This is a genomic window from Streptomyces sp. NPDC005878, assembly GCF_040629815.1.
Taxonomy (GTDB): domain Bacteria; phylum Actinomycetota; class Actinomycetes; order Streptomycetales; family Streptomycetaceae; genus Streptomyces.
The window spans coordinates 97,115-121,678 of sequence record NZ_JBEXWK010000010.1; the positions used below are offsets into that span (position 1 = coordinate 97,115).

17 protein-coding genes, 3 tRNA genes and 2 pseudogenes are annotated in these 24,564 nt (G+C 73.1%); 5 read left to right on the forward strand and 17 right to left on the reverse strand.

Annotated elements, in window-relative coordinates; all coding sequences use genetic code 11:
• Nucleotides 1-33: 33 nt before the first annotated feature.
• From ABZ404_RS17705 to ABZ404_RS17730, 6 genes are all read right to left on the reverse strand, one after another.
• On the reverse strand, nt 34-771 hold the full coding sequence (locus ABZ404_RS17705) for a response regulator transcription factor (RefSeq protein ID WP_358834858.1): 738 nt from the start codon (nt 769-771) through the stop codon (nt 34-36).
• A gap of 73 nt (nt 772-844) precedes the next feature.
• On the reverse strand, nt 845-1,834 hold the full coding sequence (locus tag ABZ404_RS17710) for an amidohydrolase family protein (protein WP_358834859.1): 990 nt from the start codon (nt 1,832-1,834) through the stop codon (nt 845-847).
• Complete coding sequence (locus ABZ404_RS17715; protein ID WP_358834860.1) at nt 1,821-2,210, reverse strand: antibiotic biosynthesis monooxygenase; 390 nt, start codon at nt 2,208-2,210, stop codon at nt 1,821-1,823. Before ABZ404_RS17715 ends, ABZ404_RS17710 begins: the two co-directional genes overlap by 14 nt.
• 89 nt (nt 2,211-2,299) lie before the next feature.
• Complete coding sequence (locus ABZ404_RS17720) at nt 2,300-3,178, reverse strand: DUF2797 domain-containing protein (RefSeq protein ID WP_358834861.1); 879 nt, start codon at nt 3,176-3,178, stop codon at nt 2,300-2,302.
• 110 nt (nt 3,179-3,288) lie between these two features.
• A tRNA-Arg gene (locus tag ABZ404_RS17725) sits at nt 3,289-3,361 on the reverse strand.
• Nucleotides 3,362-3,781: 420 nt separating this feature from the next.
• Nucleotides 3,782-3,875 (reverse strand) — tRNA-Ser (locus tag ABZ404_RS17730).
• A gap of 331 nt (nt 3,876-4,206) precedes the next feature.
• Between ABZ404_RS17730 and ABZ404_RS17735 the strand changes: the two genes are divergently transcribed.
• Together ABZ404_RS17735 and ABZ404_RS17740 are read left to right on the forward strand one after the other, a co-directional pair.
• Nucleotides 4,207-4,665, forward strand: coding sequence for an SSI family serine proteinase inhibitor (locus tag ABZ404_RS17735; protein ID WP_358834862.1), 459 nt, complete (start codon nt 4,207-4,209; stop codon nt 4,663-4,665).
• Between the two features lie 355 nt (nt 4,666-5,020).
• Entirely contained in the window at nt 5,021-9,181 is a 4,161-nt protein-coding gene (locus ABZ404_RS17740; protein ID WP_358990535.1) for a PAS domain-containing protein, read from the forward strand.
• 237 nt (nt 9,182-9,418) lie between these two features.
• On the opposite strand, the gene ABZ404_RS17745 is transcribed toward ABZ404_RS17740, so the two are convergent.
• From ABZ404_RS17745 to ABZ404_RS17785, 9 genes and pseudogenes are all read right to left on the reverse strand, one after another.
• Nucleotides 9,419-11,074, reverse strand: coding sequence for a long-chain fatty acid--CoA ligase (locus tag ABZ404_RS17745; protein ID WP_358835629.1), 1,656 nt, complete (start codon nt 11,072-11,074; stop codon nt 9,419-9,421).
• Between the two features lie 167 nt (nt 11,075-11,241).
• Nucleotides 11,242-11,778, reverse strand: coding sequence for a SigE family RNA polymerase sigma factor (locus tag ABZ404_RS17750; protein ID WP_358835630.1), 537 nt, complete (start codon nt 11,776-11,778; stop codon nt 11,242-11,244).
• A 124-nt stretch (nt 11,779-11,902) separates the two neighbouring features.
• The gene (locus ABZ404_RS17755; RefSeq protein ID WP_358835631.1) at nt 11,903-12,943 is read right to left on the reverse strand and encodes a DUF1906 domain-containing protein; all 1,041 of its coding nucleotides are present in this window, start codon (nt 12,941-12,943) and stop codon (nt 11,903-11,905) included.
• Nucleotides 12,944-13,037: 94 nt separating this feature from the next.
• Nucleotides 13,038-14,204: a lipid-transfer protein gene (locus tag ABZ404_RS17760; protein WP_358835632.1), complete on the reverse strand. Its 1,167-nt coding sequence runs from the start codon at nt 14,202-14,204 to the stop codon at nt 13,038-13,040.
• Complete coding sequence (locus ABZ404_RS17765; RefSeq protein ID WP_358835633.1) at nt 14,201-14,617, reverse strand: MaoC family dehydratase; 417 nt, start codon at nt 14,615-14,617, stop codon at nt 14,201-14,203. The genes ABZ404_RS17760 and ABZ404_RS17765 overlap by 4 nt, the downstream gene beginning before the upstream one ends.
• A 139-nt stretch (nt 14,618-14,756) precedes the next feature.
• Nucleotides 14,757-15,788, reverse strand: a pseudogene (locus ABZ404_RS17770) (acyl-CoA dehydrogenase family protein); the annotation flags it as partial.
• Entirely contained in the window at nt 15,788-16,888 is a 1,101-nt protein-coding gene (locus tag ABZ404_RS17775; RefSeq protein WP_358835634.1) for a bifunctional MaoC family dehydratase N-terminal/OB-fold nucleic acid binding domain-containing protein, read from the reverse strand. The pseudogene ABZ404_RS17770 and the gene ABZ404_RS17775, both read right to left, overlap by 1 nt.
• Nucleotides 16,889-18,184: an acyl-CoA dehydrogenase family protein gene (locus ABZ404_RS17780; RefSeq protein ID WP_358835635.1), complete on the reverse strand. Its 1,296-nt coding sequence runs from the start codon at nt 18,182-18,184 to the stop codon at nt 16,889-16,891.
• A 256-nt stretch (nt 18,185-18,440) separates the two neighbouring features.
• Nucleotides 18,441-18,746 carry a hypothetical protein gene (locus ABZ404_RS17785; RefSeq protein WP_358835636.1) on the reverse strand — a complete coding sequence of 102 codons (306 nt, stop codon included), beginning with the start codon at nt 18,744-18,746 and terminating at the stop codon, nt 18,441-18,443.
• A gap of 505 nt (nt 18,747-19,251) precedes the next feature.
• On the opposite strand from ABZ404_RS17785, the gene ABZ404_RS17790 reads away from it, so the two are divergent.
• The gene (locus ABZ404_RS17790) at nt 19,252-20,370 is read left to right on the forward strand and encodes a bifunctional DNA primase/polymerase (RefSeq protein ID WP_358835637.1); all 1,119 of its coding nucleotides are present in this window, start codon (nt 19,252-19,254) and stop codon (nt 20,368-20,370) included.
• Nucleotides 20,371-20,573: 203 nt separating this feature from the next.
• Here the strand turns inward: ABZ404_RS17790 and ABZ404_RS17795 are convergent.
• Together ABZ404_RS17795 and ABZ404_RS17800 are read right to left on the reverse strand one after the other, a co-directional pair.
• Nucleotides 20,574-20,660 (reverse strand) — tRNA-Ser (locus ABZ404_RS17795).
• Between the two features lie 133 nt (nt 20,661-20,793).
• Complete coding sequence (locus tag ABZ404_RS17800) at nt 20,794-22,422, reverse strand: trypsin-like peptidase domain-containing protein (RefSeq protein WP_358990538.1); 1,629 nt, start codon at nt 22,420-22,422, stop codon at nt 20,794-20,796.
• A gap of 237 nt (nt 22,423-22,659) precedes the next feature.
• Here ABZ404_RS17800 and ABZ404_RS17805 point away from each other — a divergent pair, with 237 nt between their 5' ends.
• Together ABZ404_RS17805 and ABZ404_RS17810 are read left to right on the forward strand one after the other, a co-directional pair.
• On the forward strand, nt 22,660-23,487 hold the full coding sequence (locus tag ABZ404_RS17805) for a glycerophosphodiester phosphodiesterase (protein ID WP_358834637.1): 828 nt from the start codon (nt 22,660-22,662) through the stop codon (nt 23,485-23,487).
• Nucleotides 23,488-23,616: 129 nt separating this feature from the next.
• Nucleotides 23,617-24,251, forward strand: a pseudogene (locus tag ABZ404_RS17810) (ATP-binding protein).
• The last annotated feature ends 313 nt before the right edge of the window (nt 24,252-24,564 follow it).

Sequence of the window (24,564 nt, forward strand, 5' to 3'; positions counted from 1 at the left end):
GGGCGGCGGCCGGACCGGGAGGGGCGGCCGCGCTCACTCACCGGGCTTGATGAGGTACCCGGCCCCTCGCCGGGTGTGGATCATCGGCGTCCGTCCCGCGTCGATCTTCCGGCGCAGATACGAGATGTACAGCTCCACCACGTTGGCCTGGCCGCCGAAGTCGTACGACCAGACCCGGTCGAGGATCTGCGCCTTGCTGAGCACCCGGCGGGGGTTGCGCATCAGATAGCGCAGCAGCTCGAACTCGGTGGCGGTGAGGTGGATGTTGACCCCGCCCCGGGTCACGTCGTGGCTGTCCTCGTCGAGGGTGAGGTCACCGACGACGAGCAGCGACTCGCTCCGTACGGCCGCGCTGCCGGAGCGGCGGATGAGCCCGCGCAGCCGGGCCACCACCTCCTCCAGCGAGAACGGCTTGGTGACGTAGTCGTCGCCGCCGGCCGTCAGCCCCGCGATCCGGTCCTCGACGGCGTCCTTGGCGGTGAGGAACAGCACAGGCACGTCGGGGAGTTCGCGCCGCAGCCGCCCGAGCACGGCGAGCCCGTCCATGTCGGGCAGCATGATGTCGAGGATCACCGCGTCGGGCCGGAACTCCCGGGCGGAGCGCACCGCAGCGGCCCCGTCCCCGGTGCTGCGCACCTCCCACCCCTCGTAACGCAGCGCCATGGACAGCAGCTCGCTGAGCGGAGCCTCGTCGTCCACGACGAGCACCCGGACGGCGGTCCCGTCCGGCCTCAGCAATTCGGTACGCCCCTGCGGGGAGGTGATGGTCATGCTCACCACCCTGTGAGCCGCCCCTGAGAACGTCCTTGCGCGTTCCTGTGAATTCCCTGAGAAAGAGGGGCGTTCAGGGGGCGGGGGCGGGGGCAGGACCGGGGGAGCCGGGGTCGGGGGAGCCGGGGCTGGGGTGGGCGGGGCTGGGGTGGGCGGGGTGGCTGGGGTGGCCGGTGTCCGGGAGGCCGAAGAGGCGCGCGCCGTTGTCGTGGCAGACGCCCCGCAGCCACTCCTCCCCGAGCCCGAGCCGTTCGAGGGACTCGAGCTGGTGGAGATAGCCGTACGGGATGTTGGGGAAGTCCGACCCGAGCAGCACCCGCCCGCCCAGGTCGCGCAGCCGGGGCAGCGCGTCCGCCGGGAACGGCGCGAACCGCTCGCCGAAGTCGGTGAACGCCATGGTCGTGTCCAGCAGGACCCCCTCGTACGCGTCGGCGAGCGCCAGGAAGTCCCGGTACTCCGGCATCCCCATGTGTGCCACGACCAGCCGCAGCCGGGGATGCCGGGCGAGCAGCCGCGCGATGGGCTCCGGCCCGGTGTGCCTGCCGGGCGCGGGCCCGGAGCCGCAGTGCACGACGACGGGCACGGCCGCCTCGGCGAGCACGCCCCACACCGGGTCGAGGAGCGGGTCGTTGGGGTCGTAACCCCCCACCTGGACATGCGCCTTGAAGACCCGCGCCCCGGCGCCGAGCGCCTCCTCGACGTACGCGCCCGCCCCCTCCTCCGGGAAGAAGGTGGCGGTGTGCAGACAGCCGGGCGTGCGCCGCGCGAAGTCGACGGCCCAGCCGTTGAGCCACCGGGCCATGTCCGCCTTGTGCGGATAGAGCATCGCGGTGAAGGCGCGCACCCCGAACTCCCGAAGGATCTCGATGCGCCGCGCCTCCTCCTCGCGGTACGCGATGGGCCACTCCACGCCGGTGAGGGGCCCGGCCGAGTCGAAGTAGGCCCACACCTTCTTCAGGACGGGCTCGGGCATGAAGTGCGTGTGCACGTCGACGAGTCCGGGCAGACCGAGCCGGGCGGAGAACTCCCGGACGAGAACGTCTTCGGCTTCACCGACCGGCAAGGCTGTCCCCGTCGCGTCCTGCCTCACCGCTGTCGCGCTGGAAGCTGTAGCTCCGCTCGACCTTGGCGACATGACAGCTGTAGCTCTCGTACCACTCGGCGCGCCCGCGCCGCTGGGCGCGCTGGTGCTCCAGGCGGGAGCGCCAGGCGGCGATGGCCTCCTCGTCGCGGAAGTACGAGACGGTGATGCTGAGGCCGCCCGGGTTGCGGGCGTTCTCGTGGCCGAGGTAGCCCGGTATCTCCTTGACGAGTGTGTTCATGAGGTCGGCGGTCTCGCCGTACCCCCCGTCGTCCTCGGTGCGCAGGGAGCTGAACACGACGACGTGGTAAGGCGGTTCGATGCCGGCGATGGGACGGGGCACAAGGTGATCGCTCATGGGCCCCACCCTCCGCTGTCATTGGTGAACGTGTCCATACCCCTTACTCGAAGGGATCCAAAAGGGATCCAAGTCTTGACCTTGAGACGTCAGAAGAGCTGGTCCTGCACGTCAGGGGGGCGCAGGACCCGCACGGGTACGGTGATGCCGCTGTCGGCGGGGGCGGCGGCGAGCCCCCATCCGCTCATGAGCCGGGTGTCGAGGACGAGGACGCGCCCGCCCGCCGCCTCCAGGTGGAGATCGGGCCCGGCGACGGCGAGCACCCGCCCGCCGACGACCCCGTCGGGCGCCAGCTCACGCACCACGCCGTGCGCGGGCACCAGGGCGTCGAGCCCGAACAGCGCCCCGTGGTCGACGACACGGCACGGCAGCGCTTCCAGCGACTCGGGCCACCCCCCGAGCGCGACGGCCCGCCCGTGCAGCGCGCACACCTCGTCCGCGCGCTCCTCGACACCGGGGAGCGAGGCCCGTACGACCCTCTTCTGCTCGTACGAGACACGATCGGGCACCCCGAGCGCGGCCCGCAGCAACTCCTCGCACCGCCGCGCGGCCATCAGCGGCCCGCGCCCCAGCCAGGAGAAGCAGACGGCCCCCTGCTCCCGCAGCCGCGCGCCTCCCCGCTCCTCAGCGGTGATCCCGACCTTGACGAGCCCGCTCCCGAACCAGGCGAGATAGACCCGGTAGACCCGGGGATCCTCCGGCACCCCATCGGCGGCGACGGACCCGACCCGATCGAGCCGCGCACACTCCGCACACCGTGCCTGAGCACTCCCCCGCCCCACGACGAGCCCCCCGGGACACGGATTCCCCCGCGCCCCCACACACCCCCGCTCCCCCACCACCCGAAACCCGACGCCCCCACCCCGCACCAGGGAACTGACCCGCCGATCCCCCCACTCCCCCACCCAAACGAGCCCAGCCCCACCGTCCCCCCACCGAACCCCACCACTACGCCAGACCCCAGCCATGTCATCGACGGTAGCCCGGCCCACTGACACCGGGGCGAGCCTGTGGACAAGCGGACACAAGCGAACACACGAAAAAGGCCCCCCGGATCTCTCCGGGGGGCCTTTCGCTGTGCACTCGGCAGGATTCGAACCTGCAACCTTCTGATCCGTAGTCAGATGCTCTATCCGTTAAGCTACGAGTGCTTGTTGCGTTGCTTCCCGGTTTTTTTCTTCCCGGTCGGCGTTGCGGGAACAACATTACATGACCTGCGCCGTCACGCGAAATCCATTAGCCCCACCCCCTCTGACCTGCGGAAATACCCTCACCGAGGCGTGGGCGGGGGAGCGGGCCCGGTGGGCTCGATGTGCCCGTAACAGGGGAAATGTGACCGGGGTCACCGGATCAGGTGGCCTGGAGCGCGGAGATCGGGTGTCGCGGTCGCATGGGGCGGGCGGCGAGCCGCGGGCTGGCAGAAGGCAGAGGGCAGAGGGCGGCGCAACCGAGCCCCGCCCATCCGGATACGGCGGCAGCCCTACCCGAGCACCCTCGCGGCCCCGCCCGGAAACGATCGAGCCCGGAAACGACCGAAGCCCCGGCCGTGGGGCCGGGGCTTCGGGTTGAGCTGGCGGAGGCGGAGGGATTTGAACCCTCGATGGGCTTTAAGACCCAAACCGCATTAGCAGTGCGGCGCCATAGACCGGACTAGGCGACGCCTCCAGCACACCCTCTCGCGTACGCGAGTGGTGCGTGCAGATGATGACACAGCCTTGCTCCGCGTCACCAATCGGACCCCACGGTACTAGGCAGGTGGGCGCCAGGGCAAAGCGTTAGGCGGCCCACGTTTTCCGGGTGCGGGAGCGCGGCCGACCTGCGGTCCGTCCCGGGACCGGGGGGCGAAAGGGCGGCGGTCCGGCGCGGTCTCGCGGGGCCGGCCACGCCGCCGGCCGGCGGTCCGGGCGCAACGCGCGGGGCTTCGGCGCGTTAGGCATGCCGAATCCGTCCCGCCCCGGTGGGGCCGGACCCACCCCGTCCACCCCGTGGAGCCCGCATGCTGCGTCGCCTCGTCGTCACCGCGCTCGCCACCGCCGCCACGGCGGCGCTCGCCACCGCGCCCCCGGCCCTGGCGTCCGCCCCCCTGCCGCTGCCCTCGCTCCCCCTCCTCGGTGGCCACGACCAGGAGCCCGTCCCGGACCACCTCACGGTGAGGATCGCGCACAACGGGGAGACGGACGGCACGTACGAGCTGGAGTGCCACCCGCCCGGGGGCGACCACCCGCAGATCCTCCAGGCGTGCGACCGGATGGAGAAGCTCACCGGTTGGGGCAAGGATCCGTTCGCGCCCGTCCCCCCGGAGGCGCGCTGCACGATGATCTACGGCGGCGACGCCACCGCCCGCGTCACCGGCAGCTGGGCGGGACGGCCGGTGGACGCCAAGTACAACCTGCGCAACGGGTGCGAGATCAGCCGGTGGAGGACCCTGGTCCCGGTTCTGCCCGGACCTCGGTGAGCTCCGGGTGACGGTGAGCCTCTCGGTAAAGCCCCCGGCGAGCGACCCGGTGCGCGTCTCCCTCGGAACCCCGATGAGCGTCCCGGCGGAAACCCCGGTGCGTGCCCGGTGAATGTTCCGTGAGGGCTCGGACGGCGAGACGGTGAGCGTCCCTACGGGGCGCCCGAAGCACGCGGCCCCGGCACGCCAGCCGGACGCGCCCCACACCGTCGGCGCGATCTCCTGGCATACGCCGTGGTCACAGAAGATTGGTGAGAGCTCCCCCTCATCCGCCGTCGCGCGCCCATCCCCTGCCTTTAGACTCCCTCCCAGTGACAGGCCGCAAGGTGCAGTGGTTCAGGGAGGAAGCGTCGTCGTGAGCAGCAGGCCATCCCGAGGCGCTGCTCGCCTCGCAGCCATACTTGACGCCCTTCCGGACGGGCTCGTGCTCGTCAACTGCAACGGCACGGTCGTCAACGCGAACACCATCGCCCTGGAGATGTTCGAGTCCCCGGGGACCGGGCTCGTGGGGCGGGGCGTGCTCGACCTGCTGCCCTCCTTCGACTCCAAGCTCATCCCGGGCTCGATGCGCCGCCCCGAGTCCGAGGACGAGCAGGGCCGCACCAAGCCGACCCGGATGGTGGCCCGGCGCACCGACGGCAGCGAGTTCCCCGTCGAGGTGACCAGCGCCAACCTGGAGGACGGACGCGACGCGTACGCCTCGCCGTCCTCCTCCTACGGAAGCGGCGGCGCGCACTACTCCGGCGACGAACTCCTCATGATCGTCGTCCGTGACCTCTCCGGCACCGTCGACACCGAGGCGGAGCTCGCCCGTTCGCAGCGGCAGACCGAGATGATCCTGCGCGCGGCCGCCGAGGGCGTGGTCGGCACCGACACCGAGGGCCGTGTCGTCCTGGTCAACCCGGCCGCCGCGCAGATCCTCGGCTACCGCGCCAGCGACCTCGGCGGCCAGGAGCTGCACCCGCTGGTGCTGCACTCGCGCGCCGACGGCGAGCCGTTCCCGTACGAGGGCAGCCCGCTCGCCGACACCCTGAAGTCCGGCCGCAAGCACCGGGTGCGCAACCAGGTGCTGTGGGCGAAGAGCGGCGCCGCCGTGCCCGTCGACCTGACGACCGCGCCCGTACGGGACGGGGATCTGCTGGTCGGGGCGGTGATGACGTTCACCGACCGCCGCCCGTACGAGGAGCAGGCCAAGAAGCACGCGGAGGTCCTGGAGCGCGAGACCTCCCGCTACGACGCGCTCTCCGCACGCCACCAGCAGCTGCTCTCGGTGCTCGGCGGTTCGCTGCGCGGGCCGCTGGACGAGCTGCGCCGCGAGCTGTCCACGCTGGCGGCCGACGACGCGGGCCAGCTGTGGCCCGAGGCCAATCAGGTGCTGCACCATCTGGCCGCCGGGTACGCCCGGATGACCACCCTCGTCGACAACGTCCTGGCCTTCCAGCGGCTCGACTCCGGTACGGAGGAGCTGAAGAAGGCGAAGGTGCTGGTCGGAAACGTGGTCGCGGCGGGCGTCGAGGGCGCCGTGGAGCTGATCGGGCCGGGCCGGGCCCAGTTCGCCGTCCACGCGCCCCCCATCGAGGCCGAGATCGACCCCGTACGGCTCTCCACGGCGCTGGCGCACCTGGTGGCGGACGTGGCGGGCGTCGACGCCACGGGCAACGCCCCGGTCGCCGCCGGGGGATACATGGACTCCACGGTCGTCGTCGCGGCGGCGGTCCGCGGCGACGTCGTACGCATCGAGGTGCGCGGGCCCTACGCCGGGGGCGATCCCGTCCACGAGCCCATCGTCCAGGGCATCGTGCGGGCCCACGGCGGTGTGCTCCAGACGGTCGAGGTGCCGGGCATGAGCGGCAGCGCGTACGTCCTGGAGGTCCCGCTGGGGCAGGGTGCGGGCTCGGTGCCCGAGCCCGCCGCGGCCGAGGTCGCCCTCGTCGCGGCGCCGGAGCCGGCCCAGCCGTCCGGCTCGGGCCGCCGCCGCGCCCGGCGGGCCTCCACGGACGCGTTCCTGGCGAGCCCCGTCGAGGAGGAGAAGTCCCCGACCGGCCGCCGCCGGGGCCGCGCCCAGGAGGACCAGCGGCCCGACCCGTCCGCCGCGTCCCCGGCCGCACTCGAACGCATCCCCGCGCAGCAGGCGGGCGAGGGCGGCGGTCCGGGTTCCGGTGAGGGTCCCGGCGGGGTTTCCGTTACGGGGCGGGGCACCCCGGGTGGGGGCCCGTCCGGCGGCCCGGGAGCGGGCGGTGCGCCGGCCGGCCCCGGTGCTCCGGTCCTGCCGGGCACCCCGGGCGTCCCCAATGCCCCGGGCGTGCCGGGTGCGCCCGTTGCCCCAGGTATGCCGGGTGCGCCCGGTGCCGGACCGGCCGGCGCCGTGCCCCACAACTCCGCCGGGGGTACGCCGGAAGGCGCTTCCGGCGCCCATCCCTTCGGGCCCGGCGGCCCGTCCGGCGGGACCCCGAACGGCCCGGCCGTCGGCATGCCCGGCACCGAGGCCGCCCCGGGCGGCGCGCAGCCGTACGCTGCTGGCAACGGTCCCACCGGCGCCCCCGGCGACGGGACTTCGGGCAGCCCGGCCGGACCCTCGGGCGACACGGGCGGCTCCTCCGGGACGGGGCGGCGGCGCGGGCGTCCCAGCCCCGCCGAGGGGAGCGCCGCGCCCTCCGAGGGCTCGATCGTCACCGCCGCCGAGAGCGCCCGCCAGCCCGGCACCGGGCGGCCGGCCGCGCTGAGCGAGACTGTTCCGCCGCAGGGCATGGCGACCGACCCGGCCGCTCCCTCGGGCCGCCGCGCCCGCCGCGCCCTGCCCGCCAGTGGCGGCGAGGCGGTCCCCGACGCGGACGGGCAACCGGGGGACGCGCGCGCCGCCGACGCGGGGCCCGGCGGCCGTCGTGCCCGCAGGGCTCTCGCGGCCGCCCCGGAGGCCGAGGAGGGGACCGTGCGCACGGCGTTCGCCCTCCCGCCCGCCGACGCCGACCGCCCGGTCCCGCCCGAGGGTTTCGCTCCGCACGGCCCGGACACCGCGCGGCCCGCCGGACCGGCCGACGCCGACCGCTCCCGTGCGGCCGGTCCCGGCAGGCCCCTGGGGCTGCCCGGAACGGCGCCCGGCCAGGGCACCGGCATCCCCGCGGACCCGAACCGGCCCGGGGTCCCCGACCCGCACCAGCCCCTCCCGGCCCCGTCGGCCCCGGCCCACCGCCCGCTGGCCAACGGCCCCGGCGCCGGACCCGCCCCGGCCCACCGCCCGTTGGCGAACGGGCCCGCCCAGGGCCGCCCCGCCGGCCGCCCGCACCACGGCGCCGTACGCAACGACGACGTCGACGAGCACACTCCGCCGCAGCCGCACCCCGTCGAACAGCCGCCCGCGTGGGCGGTCGGCGGGGCCGTTCCGGCGAACGGGCCGGAGACGGCGGGCGGCACCTCGCCGCAGCCCGCCCGTCAGCCGCTGCCCGCCGAGGCGGCCCCCCTGCCCGACGACGCCTCCCAGGGCCGCGCGTTCAGCGTGCGCACCCTCGGCCAGGGCGTGCCCTTCGTCCAGCAGCCCTCCGGCCCCTCCGGCTCGGGGCGGCGCCGCAAGCTCGGTACGCCCCCCGAGGGTGAGCGCCCCGCCGGGACCACCGAGGCCGAGCGCCCGGGCCCGTCCCCCACGTCGCTGCTCTCCCCGCCCTCGGAGGGGCAGGGGCGGGCGTACGCCATAGGGGCGCCGGACAAGGGCGCCGAAGGTCCCGAGCCGCTGGACGGGCCCGGGGGAGCCGTGGAGGTCGCCAACCGGCCGCACCCGCAGCCCGTCGACGACGAGCTGCCGCCCGAGCCGCTCGACAACCCGCGCCGGCTGCTCGTCTGGCCCGCGCCGGACGTCTCCACCCAGCAGGCGCTGAGTGACCGCGGCTATCGGCCGGTGGTCGTGCACTCCCGCGAGGAGGTGGACGCGCAGATCGCGGCGTTCCCGGCCGCGCTCTTCGTCGACCCGCTGACCGGGCCCATCACCCGTACCGCGCTCCAGTCGCTGCGGCAGGCGGCTGTGGCCGCCGAGGTGCCGGTGCTGGTGACGGCCGGTCTGGGACAGGCGACGCGCGAGGCCGCGTACGGCGCCGATCCGGCCGTCCTGCTGAAGGCCCTCGCTCCCCGCGACAGCGAGCAGCACCCGCCCCGGGTGTTGCTGATCGAGGAGCACGAGGAGATCGCGCTCGCCCTGACGGCCACGCTGGAGCGGCGGGGTATGCAGGTCGCGCGGGCCGCCACCGACACCGAGGCCGTGACGCTGGCGGGCCAGATGCGGCCGAACCTGGTCGTGATGGACCTGATGCAGGTACGCCGCCGCCGCGCCGGGATCGTCGACTGGCTGCGGGCGAACGGGCAGTTGAACCACACGCCGCTCGTCGTCTACACCTCGGCGGGGCTCAACCAGCCCGAGCTGCCGAAGCTGTCGGCGGGGGAGACGGTGCTGTTCCTGGCCGAGCGCTCGACGAGCGCCGAGGTCCAGGGCCGGATCGTCGACCTGCTGGCGAAGATCGGCACCAACTAGGGCCGGTACGGACAGAGGTGGGGGCCGGTGGGTGTTTCACGTGAAACATCGACCGGCCCCCGCCGCGTTCCGCCTCACCGGGGCTCACCGCCCGGACCCTCGGGACTCACCGGAACTCCCTGGGAATCGCTGGGAGCCGCTGGGAATCGCTGGGAATCGCTGGAGCTCACCGGGCCGCTCAGGGGGCATGTTTCACGTGAAACATGCCCAGGCGGCCCGGCTCGCCGGGCCGCCGTGTCAGCGCAGCTCGGTGATGTCCAGCTCCCCGTCCGCGTACTGCTTGCGGATCACCTTCTTGTCGAACTTCCCCACGCTCGTCTTCGGCACCGACGCGACGATCGTCCACCGCTCCGGCAGCTGCCACTTGGCGACCGACCGGGCGAGGAAGTCCTTGAGGGCCGCGTAGTCGGCGCTCGCCCCCGGCTTCAGGACGACCGTGGCCAGCGGGCGCTCGCCCCACTTCTCGTCGGGGACGGCGACGACCGCGGCCTCGGCGACCTCGGGGTGCGCCATCAGGGCGTTCTCCAGATCGACCGAGGAGATCCACTCCCCGCCCGACTTGATGACGTCCTTGGCGCGGTCGGTGAGCGTCAGATAGCCGTCCGGGCTGATCACACCGACGTCGCCGGTCTTCAGCCAGCCGTCCTCGCTGAACTTGTCGGCGGGCCGGAAGTCCTCGCCGCCCGCGCCGCCGTAGTACGCGCCCGCGATCCAGGTGCCCCGGACCTCCAGTTCACCGGCCGACTCGTTGTCCCAGGGCAGGATCTCCCCGCCGGGACCGGTCAGCCGCGCCTCGACGCCCGCCGGGAAGCGGCCCTGGGTGACCCGGTAGGGCCACTCCTCCTCGGCCGAGAGGCCGGCCGGCGGGTTGGCCATGGTGCCCAGCGGCGAGGTCTCGGTCATGCCCCACGCTTGACAGAGCCGGACGCCGAGCTTGTCGTACGCCTCCATCAGCGAGGGCGGACAGGCGGCGCCGCCGATGGTCACCTTCACCATCGAGGAGAGGTCCTTGGGGCGCGCGGTGACCTCGGCGAGCAGGCCCTGCCAGATGGTCGGTACGGCGGCGGCGTGGGTGGGCTTCTCACGCTCGATCATCTCGGCGAGCGGAGCGGGCTGGAGGAAGCGGTCCGGCATCAGCATGCTGACGCCGGTCATGAAGGTCGCGTGCGGCAGCCCCCAGGCGTTCACATGGAACTGCGGCACCACGACCAGCGTCGTGTCCTTGTCGGTGAGGCCCATCGACTCGGCCATGTTGACCTGCATCGAGTGCAGATAGACCGACCGGTGCGAGTAGACGATGCCCTTGGGGTCGCCAGTGGTGCCGGAGGTGTAGCACATGGCGGCGGCGGTGTGCTCGTCCAGCTGCGGCCAGTCGTACGAGGCCGGGCGGCCCGCGAGCAGCTCCTCGTACTCGTGCACCTGCGGCCCCGCGCCGTCGATGTCGTCGAGCAGCGAACGGTCGCCGGGCCCGGAGACCACGATGTGCTCGACGGTCGGCAGATGCGGCAGCAGCGGGGCGAGCAGTGGCAGCAGCGAACCGTTGACGATGATCACGCGGTCGGCCGCGTGGTTGACGATCCAGATCAACTGCTCGGCCGGGAGCCGCAGGTTCAGCGTGTGCAGGACCGCGCCCATGGAGGGGATCGCGAGGTACGCCTCAACGTGCTCGGCGTTGTTCCACATCAGGGTGGCCGTCGCCTGACCGTCCTCGACCCCGAGCTCGCGCAGGCCGTGCGCCAGCTGCGCGGCCCGGACGCCGATCTCGGCGAAACTGCGGCGCCGTGGCTCCGCCTCGCCGGTCCAGGTCGTGACCTGCGACTTGCCGTGGATCGTCGACCCGTGGGTCAGGATCCGCGAGATCAGCAGCGGTACGTCCTGCATGGTGCTCAGCACGGCGGCCTCCCGGGGGCGCTACGGTGCGCCACGTGGCGATAAGGGTGTGCCGATTCTGCTCACGTACCGCGCGGTATGTCACTACCCGGAGGTAAGGAATCACCCACGAGACCAAGGTCACGCGGTATGCGGACCCCCGCGCCCGCTACCGGTGGCCCGGATCCCGGTCAGCGGACCGGGGCGAGCTCCGGGTCCTCGCGGAGCTTGCCCAGCGCCCGCGAGACCGCGCTCTTCACCGTGCCGACCGAGACCCCGAGGACCTCGGCGGTCTGCGCCTCGCTGAGGTCCTCGTAGTACCGCAGCACGACCATCGCCCGCTGCCGGTCCGGCAGCTTCATCACGGCACGCCACATCGCGTCGTGCAGGACCTGCTGGTCGGCCGGGTCGGGCTCCGGCACCGACTCCGGCTCGGGCAGCTCGTCGCAGGCGAACTCGTCCACCTTGCGCTTGCGCCACTGCGAGGTCCGGGTGTTCAGGAGCGCACGGCGCACATAGCCGTCGAGGGCGCGGTGGTCCTCGATCCGGTCCCAGGCGACGTACGTCTTGGTGAGGGCCGTCTGCAACAGGTCCTCGGCGTCGCTCGGGTTCGCGGTCAGCGAGCGTGCGGTACGCAGCAGCACGGGGCCTCGGGCCCTCATGTACGAGGCGAACGACGGGTACGGCGTCGCCGCCCGGGAGGCGCTGTTGCAGACAGGCGTGGTCATACCTCCACGCTAGGAGCGCCCGCTACGCCACGGATCGGCCCCAGGTCGCGAAGCGGGGTCCCTCTCAGGTTGTACGGGTAGGGGTGGCTGGACCTCCTGAAGGTGGAGGAGGTCCCTGGGCTCCTCAGGGTCGGAAGCGGGCGACCGGGGCATCCACCGTGTTCCGGTCCACCACGAGCCGCCGCCCGCCGTGCGTCTCGGTCACGTTCCCCGCGTACTGGTGGATGCGCCGGTGCGGGCTCCACGCGTCCGCGTGCAGGGTCGGCTCCCCGTACAGGGAGGGCCCCGAGCCCCACCGCGCGAACCACATCACCGACGGCAGGTCGGACTGCCCGGCGCGCCGGGCCTGCTCCATGTGCCGTACTCCGGAGGCCGCGCTGCTGTAGAACCCGGGCAGGAAACCCCGGCCGCGCACCTCGCGGTTCCATGCCCGCACGAACGCCAGCGTCGTCCGGGCGCACGCCGCGTTGTTCGCGTCGTACGCCTCCATGTCCAGGTAGAGCGCACTGCCCTGCTGGATGCCCAGCTTCCCGGCCGCCTCGGCCGCCTCCCTCCCCTCTGCCCGGCCCTGGGGGGCCGAGTCCGCGCTCATCCGCACCTTCCGCTTCGCCTGCGACCGTACGCACGGCGACTGCGAGCCGACGAAGATCGGCAGCACCCGCCAGCCCATCCGGTCCACGTCCGTCAGCCAGCTCCGGTTGAGGTGGTGCTGGACGGGGCAGCCGCGGCCGCGCCCCCCGAAGTAGACACCGACCCCTCGGTACGACGACGAGGACCGCCAGGCCTTCATCGTCGCCAGCGGTGGCGCCTGGCAGGTGTCGAACGCCGCCCCCTGGTAGTGCACGGCACGCGCCAGCACCGCCGGGCTGTCCACCGAGTCCGCCGGAACGAAGGCGGCTCCGGCGACGTCGGCCGCGTCTGCCGCGTCGGTCGCGTCGGCCGCGTCGGTCTCCGGAGCCGTCGCGACCGGAGCCGTCGCGGCCGGAGCCGTCGCGGCCGGAGCCGTCGCAGCCGAGGCCGACGCCGCCGCCGCCGGGACGTCGGGTGTCGGCGCCGCCGACGCGGACGGACTCAACGTGAGCAGAGCGGCGAGCGTGGTGGCCACGGCGAGCGGTGGCGTGACGATGCCCAGATACCAGGGCCGGATCGATGTAAGGCTGTGCATAGGGTGAGTGAAAGGCCGTCAGCTCGCGACGGCCACCGCTCGCCCCCGTGTCTCAGCCGTCCGTGCAGGAGATCATCCTTCCGTGTACGGAAGTTCAGCCGTCCGCGCTCAGGATCAGCCCTGAAGTCGGCACACCCGTCCCGGCCGTCACCAGCACGCGTCCGGCGTCCGGTATCTGATTGGCCGCCAGCCCCCTGACCTGCCGGACGGCCTCCGCTATCCCGTTCATCCCGTGCAGATACGCCTCGCCCAGCTGTCCCCCGTGCGTGTTCAGCGGCAACGCGTCCGCCGCCACGAAATCCGCCGCCTCCCCCTCCCCGCAGAACCCGAACTCCTCCAGCTGCATCAGGACGAACGGGGTGAAGTGGTCGTACAGGATCGCCACGTCGATCTCCGCCGGAGTCAGCCCGGACGTCCGCCACAGCTGGCGCGCCACCACTCCCATCTCGGGCAGCCCGGTCAGGGAGTCCCGGTAGAAGCTCGTCATCCCCTCCTGTCTGCGACCGGCCCCCTGCGCGGCCGCGGTGATCACGGCGGGCGGCCGGCGCAGGTCCCGGGCCCGCTCGGCCGTGGTGACGACGATCGCCTGGCCGCCGTCCGTCTCCTGGCAGCAGTCCAGCAGCCGCAGCGGCTCCACGATCCACCGTGAGGCGGCGTGGTCGGCGAGCGTGATCGGCCTGCCGTAGAAGTACGCCGCCGGGTTGGTCGCCGCGTGGCGCCGGTCGACGACGGCCACCTGCCCGAACGCCTCCGGCGTCAGCCCGTACGTGTGCAGATAGCGCTGGGCGGCCATGGCGACCCAGGAGGCCGGGGTGAGCAGCCCGAACGGCAGCGACCAGCCGAGCGCCGCACCCTCGGCGGAGGGCTCACGGTGCCGCACCCCGGACCCGAACCGGCGCCCCGAACGCTCGTTGAACGCCCGGTAGCAGACGACCACTTCCGCCACCCCCGAGGCCACCGCGAGCGCGGCCTGCTGAACGGTCGCGCACGCGGCCCCGCCGCCGTAGTGGATCCGCGAGAAGAACGACAGCTCGCCGATGCCGGCCGCCTGCGCCACGGTGATCTCCGGGCTGGTGTCCATGGTGAAGGTGACCATGCCGTCGACGTCGTCGGGGGTGAGCCCGGCGTCGTCGAGCGCGGCACGCACCGCCTCCACGGCGAGCTTCAGCTCGCTGCGCCCCGAGTCCTTGGAGAACTCGGTGGCCCCTATCCCGACGATCGCCGCCTTCCCGCCGAGCGAGTCGGCCCGCCGCACGCTCATACCGCCGCCTCCCCCGCGCCGCCCGTCCCCGGCCGGGGGAGGGCGACCGTGACGGTCCCGGTGACGTGGGGGCCCAGCCGGTTCGCCCCCAGCACCCGCACCTCGGCCGTGCCATCCTCCACGGCGGTGACGGTGCCGGTCAAGGTCAGGGTGTCGTCCGGATGGTTGGGTGCCCCCAGCCGTATCCGTACCGCGCGCAACCGCGCCTCGGGGCCGAAGTGATCGGTGATGTACCGCCCGACCAGGCCGTTGGTCGTCAGGATGTTCATGAAGATGTCCGGGGCCCCCTTCTCCCGGGCGAGCACCGCGTCATGGTGCACGTCCTGGTAGTCGCGGGAGGCCACGGCCCCGGCGACGATCAGGGTCCGGGTGACCGGGATCTCCAGCGGTGGCAGCTCGTCTCCCGCCTTCATGCCGCGCCCTCCCCTCCCTCGACTCGTTGGGCTTCTTCGGTTCCTTGGCTTTCTTGGGCTCTTCGGTTGCTTGGCCTTGTTCCGCTTCTCCTGAGCCTTCTGATCCTTCCGGTCCCTCTGCTCCCTCTGCTCCCTCGACGAGCAATCCGCCCAGCTCCTCCAGCAGTTCGGCGCCGCACCCCAGATACGCGTCGATCTGGCGTCCCCAGAGGAAGTGCCGGTGCACCGGGTGCTCCAGGTCCGCGCCGAGCCCCCCGTGCAGATGCTGGCCCGCGTGGACGACCCTCCTGCCCGCCTCGGACGCCCACCAGGCCGCCGTGAGCGCGTGCGTGCGGTACGGCAGCCCCCGGTCGCGCCGCCACGCCGCCTCGTACGAAGTCACCCGTATCGCCTCGGTGTCCATGTACGCGTCGGCCGCCCTCAGCTGGACCGCCTGGAGGGTGGCGAGCGGCCGCCCGAACTGCTCACGGGTGTTGGTGTGCTCCACCGCGCGGGCCAGCGACCCCGCGCACACTCCCGTCTGGAGTCCGGCGAAGGCGGTACGGGCGGTCGCCAGCACGTCCTCGTAGGCGCCGGGTCCCGGGCCGCCGACCCGTTCGCCCCGGGCTCCCGAGAGCGTGAGCCGGCCGGCCGACCAGGGCGCCGTCGTCTCGACCCGTTCCGTCACGGTCCCGGGTGCTCCCATCCGTATCCACCACAGGGCCCCCTCCCCGTCCGCCACCAGGACGTGTGTGGCATCGCGCAGCCAGGGGACCACCGGCACCACTCCGGTCAGCTCGCCCCTCGGGCCGCCGTCGGTCGAGGCCCGCACCGCCGCGTGCGAAGGGAAGGCGCCGGTCGCCACCGCCGTACCGTCCCTCAGAGACGGGAGCAGCCGGTCGCGCTGGTCCGGGGAGCCGTGAGCGGCCAGTGCCAGGACTCCGTAGACGCAGCTCGCCGCGAACGGCGCCTGGGCGGTGGTCCGGCCCTGCTCCTCCAGCGCGAGGACCAGTCCGAGCAGCCCCGTCTCCTCGACGGCCCCGGGCAGCCCGGCACCGCACAGGGCCTTCCACAGCTCGGTGTCCGACCCGGTCCCGGCGGCGGTGAGGCGTTCATGGGTGGCGAGGTCTCCGAAGATCTCCCCGGCCAGCTCGCGGACCGCCGCCTCCTCCTCGGTGGGGGTGAAGTCCATCAGCCACCCTCACTCCCTCGGAACACCGGCAGTTCCAGGTCCTCGTCCACCCGGAGGAACTCCAGGCGCACGGGCATCCCGATGCGCACCTTGTCGTACGGCACGCCCACCACGTTGCTGATCATCCGCACGCCCTCGGCCAGTTCGATCAGGCCGACCGCGTACGGAGCATCACCGTCGGCCCCACCCGTGCCGGGCTCGGCGAATCCGGGGAAGCGGGGGTGGTGCATCACGACGTACGAGAACACCGTCCCGGCGCCGCTCGCCTCCACTGTGTCCCATTCCGCCGCCCCGCAGCCGTTGCACCCCGGCAGCCAGGGGAAGCGCAGTTCGCCGCAGCCGGTGCAGCGCTGGATCAGCAGCTTGTGGGCGGCGGCGCCGTCCCAGAATCCGGTGTTGTCCCGGTTGACGACCGGTCTCGGGCGCCGCCCCTCGGGGGTGCGGCGGGCCGGGGCGTACTTGAGGATCCGGAAGCGGTGCGTGCCCGCGAGCTCGCCGTTCGCGCGGACGTCCATCCGCGTGGTGACGAAGTGGCCCGTCCCCAGCTTCGTGGTCTTCTGCTCCGAGACCGTCTCGATCACCGCGTCATAGGTGATCCGGTCTCCCGGGCGCAGCTCCCGTAGGTACTCCTGCTCGCAGTCGGTCGCGACCACCGAGGTGAAACCGGCGCCGTCGAGCAGCGCGAACAGCTCGTCGTGGGCGCCCGAGCGGTCCGTGTGCCCCGAGAGGCCGCCCATCGTCCAGGCCTGGAGCATGGTGGGCGGGGCGATCGCGTCCGGCCCCCGGTACGCCGGGTTGGTGTCGCCCATCGCCTCGCACCAGTGCCTGATCATCGGCTCGTTGACCAGGTCCTTGCCGACGCCCTCGCGCGCCGCCGACCGGCCCTCGTACGCCTTGAGACGTCCGTACAGCCCACCCGTGTCAGGGGGCGCGGCCCGCTCGCCCGGGTCCGGGTGCACGGCCCGCTCGCCCGGGTCCGGGTGCACGGCCCGCTCGTCCGGGTCCGGGTGCACGGCCCGCTCGTCCGGGTCGGGGTGCACGGCCCGCTCGTTCCCGTCCGCGATGCGCCCCCGCGAGCGCGTGGACACGTCCTCGGCCATCTACCTGCGCCCCCTCTTCATCCCGAGCCGCATCGTCGCGACGATCTCCCGCTGCACCTCGCTCACCCCGCCCCCGAACGTGTTGATCTGCGCCGCGCGGTTCATCCGCTCCAGCTCCCCGTCCCCCACGGCGCCCGGCGACCCTCCCCGCAGCAGCGCCGTCTCCCCCGAGATCTCCTGGCACATTCGATACGTCTCGACCGCCGATTCCGTTCCCGCGAACTTCACCCCCGCGGCGTCCCCGGGGGCCGGTGAACCGGCCCCCACGTCCCCCACCAAACGCCAGTTGAGCAGGCGATTCGCCGCCAGCCGGGCATGTGTCTCGGCGATCCTGAAACGCACCCACGGCGCGTCAACCCTGCGCCGCCCAGTCACCGGATCGGGGGTACGGGCCCGGTGCAGCGCCGCCTCGAAGAACGCCTCGGCCTGCATGCCGATCGCGGCGAGCGCGACCCGCTCGTGGTTGAGCTGGTTGGTGATCAGACCCCACCCGCCGTTCTCCTCCCCGACCAGGTTCGCGGCCGGAACGCGGATCCCGTCGTAGTACGTGGCCGTCGTCGTCAGGCCGCCCACGGTGTGGACCGGGGTCCAGGAGAAACCGGGTGCGTCGGTCGGAACGAGGATGATCGAAATGCCCCGGTGCTTGGGCGCCGCCGGGTCCGTACGGCAGGCGAGCCAGATCCAGTCGGCGTTCTGGGCGTTGGAAGTGAAGATCTTCTGGCCGTCGATCAGCCAGTCGTCCCCGTCCCGTACGGCCCGGGTCCGCAGCGAGGCGAGGTCCGTCCCGGCGCCCGGCTCGCTGTACCCGATCGCGAAGACCAGCTCGCCGGCGAGGATCCGGGGGAGGAAGAACGCTTTCTGCTCCTCGGTCCCGTAGCGCATCAGCGTCGGCCCGACCGTGTTGAGCGTGACCATCGAGACGGGGGCGTCGGCGCGGTACGCCTCGTCGAAGAAGACGAACTGCTCGTCGGGCCCGCGCCCCTGGCCGCCGTACTCGACGGGCCAGCCGAGCCCCAGCATCCCGTCGGCGCCGATACGGCGGAGCAGGGCGCGTTGGGCCGCGGGGTCGTCGGCGCAGCCGGGGCCGGCCGGTCCGGGACCGGTGGGGCCGAGGCCGGTGGGACCGAGGCCGGTCGGACCGAGGCCGGTCGAGTCGGCCCCCGTGGGATCGCCGTCTTCACGGTCGCCGCCCTGCGAGGCTTCCGCCCGGCCCCTGCCCTCCGCCATGACGGTGCGGAAGTAGGAGCGGAGTTCGGCACGCAGGCGTTGCTGGCGTTCGGTCGGGGCGAGGTGCACGGCGGCGGCCTCCGGGGTCCGGACGTACGCGTACGAGTCGGGGTTTCTGACTGTCCGTCAGATACGACGCCCGTGTCAATGCCCGCGCTGCCGCGCCCCCGCCCCCATCGCACCCGCGCGGGCATCCACGCGCGCGTGGGCGAACTCACCCGGCCGCCCCCCGCCCGCGGACGCGCGACCGCCCGGGCAGCCGCGCCGCAGCGCCGCCACCCGGGCAGTCGTCACCCCACTGACCCCGACCCCGAGGGGCCCCGGCTCACCAGAGGTTGGTGAAGTTGACCGACACGTTGTCCTGACGGATCGCCGTGAAGGCGGAGCCGTTCACCTGGGCGGTATTGCTCTGGTTCGAGGCGCCCGACCCCACGGCCTGCTGCTGTGTGGTGGACGAGTTCCCGTTGTTGTTGTGCCCGACCCCGCTCCCGCTGATGGTCGCCACTGCCGCGTTCGATCCGTGGTCCGCAAAGGAGCCGTTGTCCGCGGTGGCGACTCCGGTGAAGAGCCCCACGGCGAGAGGCAGTGCGGCGGCGGCGGCGATGACGCGGGCGGTGCGGATGCTTGCCATGTCTTTTCCTCCAGGAACCAGAAGTACGGCTTTTTCCAGGGAAGTTGGCCGACCGCCCTGGAAGCTGCTGCGGCGTCGCGTCATCAGAGTTGCCCACCGAATCCCCGGCGAACCAGCCCAGTCGGCGCGTTTCGCCCGCAAGCGTGAGGACTTGTCGATAAACCACCAACTTGCTTTCAAAGGTCCCGGAAGATGTTTATCGGCCCAGGCGCACCCCGCCGCACACCGGCCCAGCAGGGAGGAGAACCGTTTCAGCACGCTTTCGGCCAAACTTCCGCGCCACCCGGCCGCCACCTGGGCGCCGGGCACGCGTTCCCCGCAGGCCACAGACCCACCACCCGCCCCGCCCGAATCGGCGTCCGTGCAGCCCAAGCCCTCATTTCCGGTCACGAGCCGATCCCGTCACCGTCCCGTCCCGGCCACCCTTCGGTCACTCTCCGCTCTCATCCGAACCCGGATCCATTCCCGCTTCCCTTTTTCGAACACTCGTACGAACATAGAAGGCATGGCCACCATCGACCGGCATGCCTCCACCCTGGCCCTCGCCCACGCTCTCTCCGTCGCCGAGCGCGGGCTCCCCGTCATCCCGCTGTCCCGATCGAAGCTCCCCGCGCTGCGTTCTCCGCACCACGGCGAGCCGCAGCCCGCGCTCTGCCGGGGCGAGTGCGGGCTGCCCGGGCACGGGGTGCACGACGCGACCACGGACCCGGTGGCCGTACGCGCGCTGTTCGCGGCCGCGCCCTGGGCCACCGGGTACGGCATCGCCTGCGGCCGCCCGCCCCACCACCTCATCGGCATCGACCTGGACACGACGAAGCCGGGCCACGCGGAACCGGGGCCGGCCGACGTTCCGGGGGGAGCGGCGGCGGGATCGGTCCCGGGGTCAGCTACGGGATCCGCTCCGGGTTCGGCTCCGGGGGCTGTCGCGGAGGCGCGCGTAGGGGCGGCTGAGGGGACGGCGGAAGAGGCTTCGGTCCCGCCCCAGCGCGACCGCCGGGCGGTGCGGCCATTGCCGCCTTCACCGCCTTCACCGCCCTCGCCGCCTTCGCCCTTCATGCCGCACACGGCCGATCCGCCGCCCGAATCGGTCGCGGCCCTGCAACACCTCGCCCTGCGGCACCTGTTCACGATTCCGGAGACCGTCGTCGTGATCACGCCGAGCGGGGGACGGCACATCTGGCTGACGGGACCGCCCGACCGGGTCGTCCCCAACTCCGCGAGCCGACTCGCGCCCGGGATCGACGTGCGGGGCGCCGGCGGTTATCTGGTCGGCCCCGGCTCGCTGACCAGCAACGGCGTCTACCGGCTCGCCCCGGGCACGGCCCATCTGGCGCCCGCCCCCTGCCCCGGCGCGCTCCTCGATCTCCTCACGCCCCCGGCGCGCGCCCACCACTCCCGGGCGCACGGTCCGGACCGGGGCCACGGGCTGGTCCAGTTCGTCCTCGCCGCTCACGAGGGCCAACGCAACACCCGCCTCTTCTGGGCCGCCTGCCGCGCCTACGAGAACGGCATCGGCGAGGCCCTGGCCGACCCCCTCACCACCGCCGCGGTCCGGACCGGCCTCACCGAGCGGGAAGCCCGGGCGACCATCGCGTCAGCGGCGCGGCTGACGACGGCGTACTGAGGACGAGGCGACGGTCCCGGACGTTACGGGTTAGGGGCGCTGCCCATGGGCCGACGCCCCTTACACGCCGACGCCGACGCTGGACCGGCATCTCAGCCCGTATGACCCGGGGCGCCCACCTGACGAGGTGCCGCGCGACGAAAAGAGGTGCCCCGGATGTCCGGGGCACCTCTTTTTCACGGGCCGTACGACCCGCGCACACGCGGTGGGTGTGGGATTTGAACCCACGGTGACATCGCTGCCACGACGGTTTTCAAGACCGTTCCCTTAGGCCGCTCGGGCAACCCACCCTCGCCCCGGGCCGGCCGACCGGCGGCGGGGCTGCTACAGCCTAGCGGAGGGGTCCTTATGGTGCGGAGGCCCGGCCGGGGGATGGACCAGGCCTCCTTGGGCGGTGCCGAGTTCGCCCCTCGGGCGGCGCGGTCAGCTGTCGCCCATGCGCTCGCCCAGGGTGACCGTGACCGTCGCCTCCTTGCCGTCGCGCTGGTACGTGAGCTGGACCTGGTCGCCCGGCTTGTGCGTCCAGATCTCACTGATCAGCGTCGGGCCGCTGTCGACCACCGTGTCGCCGAACTTGGTGATGACGTCACCGGGCTTGAGGCCCGCCTTGTCCGCCGGGCCGCCGGGCACCACGGCCGCGCTGCCGCCGGACGCCTGCGGGGAGATCTTGGCGCCCTGGCCCTTCTGGTCCATGGCGACGGTCGCGCCGATCACCGGGTAGACCGGCTTGCCGGTCTTGATGAGCTGCTCCGCCACGTTCTTCGCCTGGTTGACCGGGATCGCGAAGCCCAGGCCGATGGAGCCCGCCTGCGACTGGCCGAAACCGCCGCTGCCGGCCGACTGGATGGCCGAGTTGATGCCGATGACCGCACCGCGCGCGTCGAGCAGCGGGCCGCCCGAGTTGCCCGGGTTGATCGAGGCGTCGGTCTGGAGGGCGCTCATGTACGAGGCCTTGGAGTTGGCGCCGTCACTGGAGGACACCGGGCGGTTCTTGGCGCTGATGATGCCCGTGGTGACCGTGTTGGAGAGGCCGAAGGGCGCGCCGATCGCGATCGTCGAGTCGCCGACGGCGACCTGGTCGGAGTTGCCGAGGGCGAGCGGGACCAGGTTGGAGGGGGCGTTCTTGAGCTTGATGACCGCCACGTCGTAGCCCTGCGCGCGGCCGACCACCTCGGCGTCGTACTTCTTGCCGTTGGAGAAGGTCGCCGTCACCTTGCCGCTGGTGGCGGCCGACGCCACCACGTGGTTGTTGGTGACGATGTGGCCTTCCCTGTCGTAGACGAAACCCGTGCCGGTGCCGCCCTCGCCGTCACCGCCCTGCGCCTCGATCGTCACCACGCTCGGCAGCGCCTTCGCGGCGACCGCCGCGACCGTGCCCGGCTCGCGCTTGAAGTCCCTGGGGGTGTCGGAGGCCGAGACGGTCGTCGACCCACTGGAGCCGTCCTCGCGGTCCGCCGCCCAGTAGCCGATGGCGCCGCCGACGCCACCCGCGACCAGCGCGGCCACCAGGACGGCGGCGATCAGACCGCCGCGGCGGCGCGGGCGCTGCGGCTCGGGAGCGGGCGCGCCCCAGGCGGGACCGCCACCCGCGCCGCCGTACGCGGGCAGCGCGGGCGGGGGCGTCGGCCAGCCCTCCGCGGCCTGCGGATGCGCGGCGGGCGCCCCGTACGGCGGCTCGGCCGGGACCGGGCCGGGCAGCTGCGCGGTGGCGGGATCGGGCGCGGCCCCGTGCGCGGCGGCCGGGTCCTGCCCGTGCGGCGCCTCCGGCGCGCCCTTCGGCTCCGGCGTCGCGTGCGTGGCCCCGGTCCCCGCCCCGGCCCCCGTCCCGGCGTACGCGGCACCGGACTCCGGCGTCGCGTGCGTGGCCGTCGGCTCGGGGGCGGGCGGCCCGGCGGCCGGCGGCGCCGGACGGTCGGGCCTGGGGGACGGGGCCGCCGGGGACGGCGCCGCGGGCTCCTCGGACATCACGGGAGGGGCGGGAGGCGCGGGCGGTGCTGACGACGGGGCAGGCGGGACGGCCGGGGCCGCGGTGCCCTCGTTCTCGGTGCTCACAGCTCTCTCTCCTCGGTTCCACTCAGTCTCGGGGTCGGTATGGTTCGGCTGGGGGACGCGACACCGACCATGGTGCGTCAGGGGTCCGACAATCGCGTATCGCACGATGCGGACGTGTGCACATGTCAGCGCTCAGCTTTTCCCACAAGCTGTCAGGCCACTGTAAGCAGGAGCTGTGTATTCGTGCTCCCACCCGCAAGCCGCCCCTGTGCCCCGCCGCAGTGGCACGATGACGCGGTGACCCAAGCACGGCAGCACGACAGTCATACGCCCCACCGGGCCTCCGTCCGGGTGGTGGCCCACCGCGGCGCCTCCGAGGACGCGCCCGAGCACACCCTCGCCGCGTACATGAAGGCGATCGAGGACGGCGCGGACGCCCTTGAGTGCGACGTCCGGCTCACCGCCGACGGCCACCTCGTCTGCGTCCACGACCGCCGCGTCAACCGGACCTCCAACGGCCGCGGCGCCGTCTCCGCCCTGGAGCTCTCCGAGCTCTCGGCGCTCGACTTCGGCTCCTGGAAGGACAGCGAGGAGAGCCCGGACTGGGGCGACCCGTCCTTCACCTCCGTCCTCACCCTGGAACGCCTCCTGGCGCTCGTCGCCGACGCGGGCAGGCGCGTGGAGCTCGCCATCGAGACCAAGCACCCCACCCGCTGGGCCGGACAGGTCGAGGACCGGCTGCTCCAGCTGCTGAAGCGGTTCGGCCTCACGGATCCGCCGCCGGACGGCGAGACCTCGCCGGTACGGATCATGAGCTTCTCCGCGCGCTCCCTGCACCGCGTCGCGGCCGCCGCGCCGGACATCCCGACCGTCTACCTGATGCAGTTCCTGTCGCCCCGTCTGCGCGACGGGCGGCTGCCCGCGGGCGCGCGGATCGCGGGCCCCGGCATGCGGATCGTCCGCAACCACCCCGGCTACATCGACCGGTTGCACGCGGCGGGCCACCAGGTCCACGTCTGGACGGTGAACGAACCGGAGGACGTCGAACTGTGCGTACGCCTCGGGGTCGAGGCCATCATCACCAACCGTCCCAAGCAGGTGCTGCACCAGCTGGGCCGCCTCTGAGACAGCCACCGGGGGCCTTCGGGTCCTTTGGAAGCACCACTTCCGTACCCTCCCTCCTCCTCTGGCACACCAGGAAGGGCGGTGACAGGGAGTGCACCGGCGCGTTCGGTCCGTGTGCGGGCGTGACGAGTGCGTCACCGGACGCCGGTTGGCCGGTTTCCGGTCCAGTCCATTGGGGCATTCACACCTGGCGTGGGGTGAAGGAGGTCTCGGGGGTGGCGTTGGTGGTGGCACAGGAGGTGCCCACGTCGTCGAGCATGGCCGTGCCCCACGGCCCTGCGGGCGTGGGCAAGGCGAGACACCGGATGCGGGAGCAGCTGCTCGGCAGCGGTGTGTCCGAGCCGGTCGTGGACGATGCCGTACTGGTCCTTTCCGAATTGCTCAGCAACGCCTGCCGGCACGGCAGACCGCTGGGACGCGCGGACGTGGGCGACGGGGACGTCCGGGCCGCCTGGCGCGTCGACAAGGCGGGGCGGCTGATGGTCGAGGTGACCGACGGCGGCGGCCCGACCCGGCCGATTCCGGCCACACCGTCCGTCACCGCGCGCGGGGGCCGCGGGCTGAACATCATCAGCGCGCTCGCCCAGGACTGGGGCGTACGCGACAGCGCGTCCGGCGAGGTCACCGTCTGGGTAATCATCACGGCCGGGTACGACCGTGCGCAGGGGTGCGACAACGGCCTCGCTCCCGTCCCCGACGACTTCGTCGCGCGCGTGGCCCTGCCGAGCCTGGAGTTCGCGGACGCCTTCGACGAACTGGACTGAGCGCAGACGTCTTCGACGAGCTGGACTGAGCAACGAGCTGGACCGAGCGACGAGCTGGACTGAGCAACGAGCTGGACCGAGCGGCGGGGCGGGAGGGGCGAGTCCCGCGTCCCTTGTCTCCAGGGGCCGGGCCACAGGCCCCGACCCCCAGGCCCCAGTCCCCAGGGCAGCGGGCGCGGCCCCAGGCAGCGATCCGAGCGCGGCAGGCAGGCCTCGGCTCCCCCGGTCCCCGCCCCGCCGCGGACGACTTGTACCGAGCCGTACGCCGTATCCCGACCGGTACGACTAGGCTCGCGCCCGACCCAGCGACACC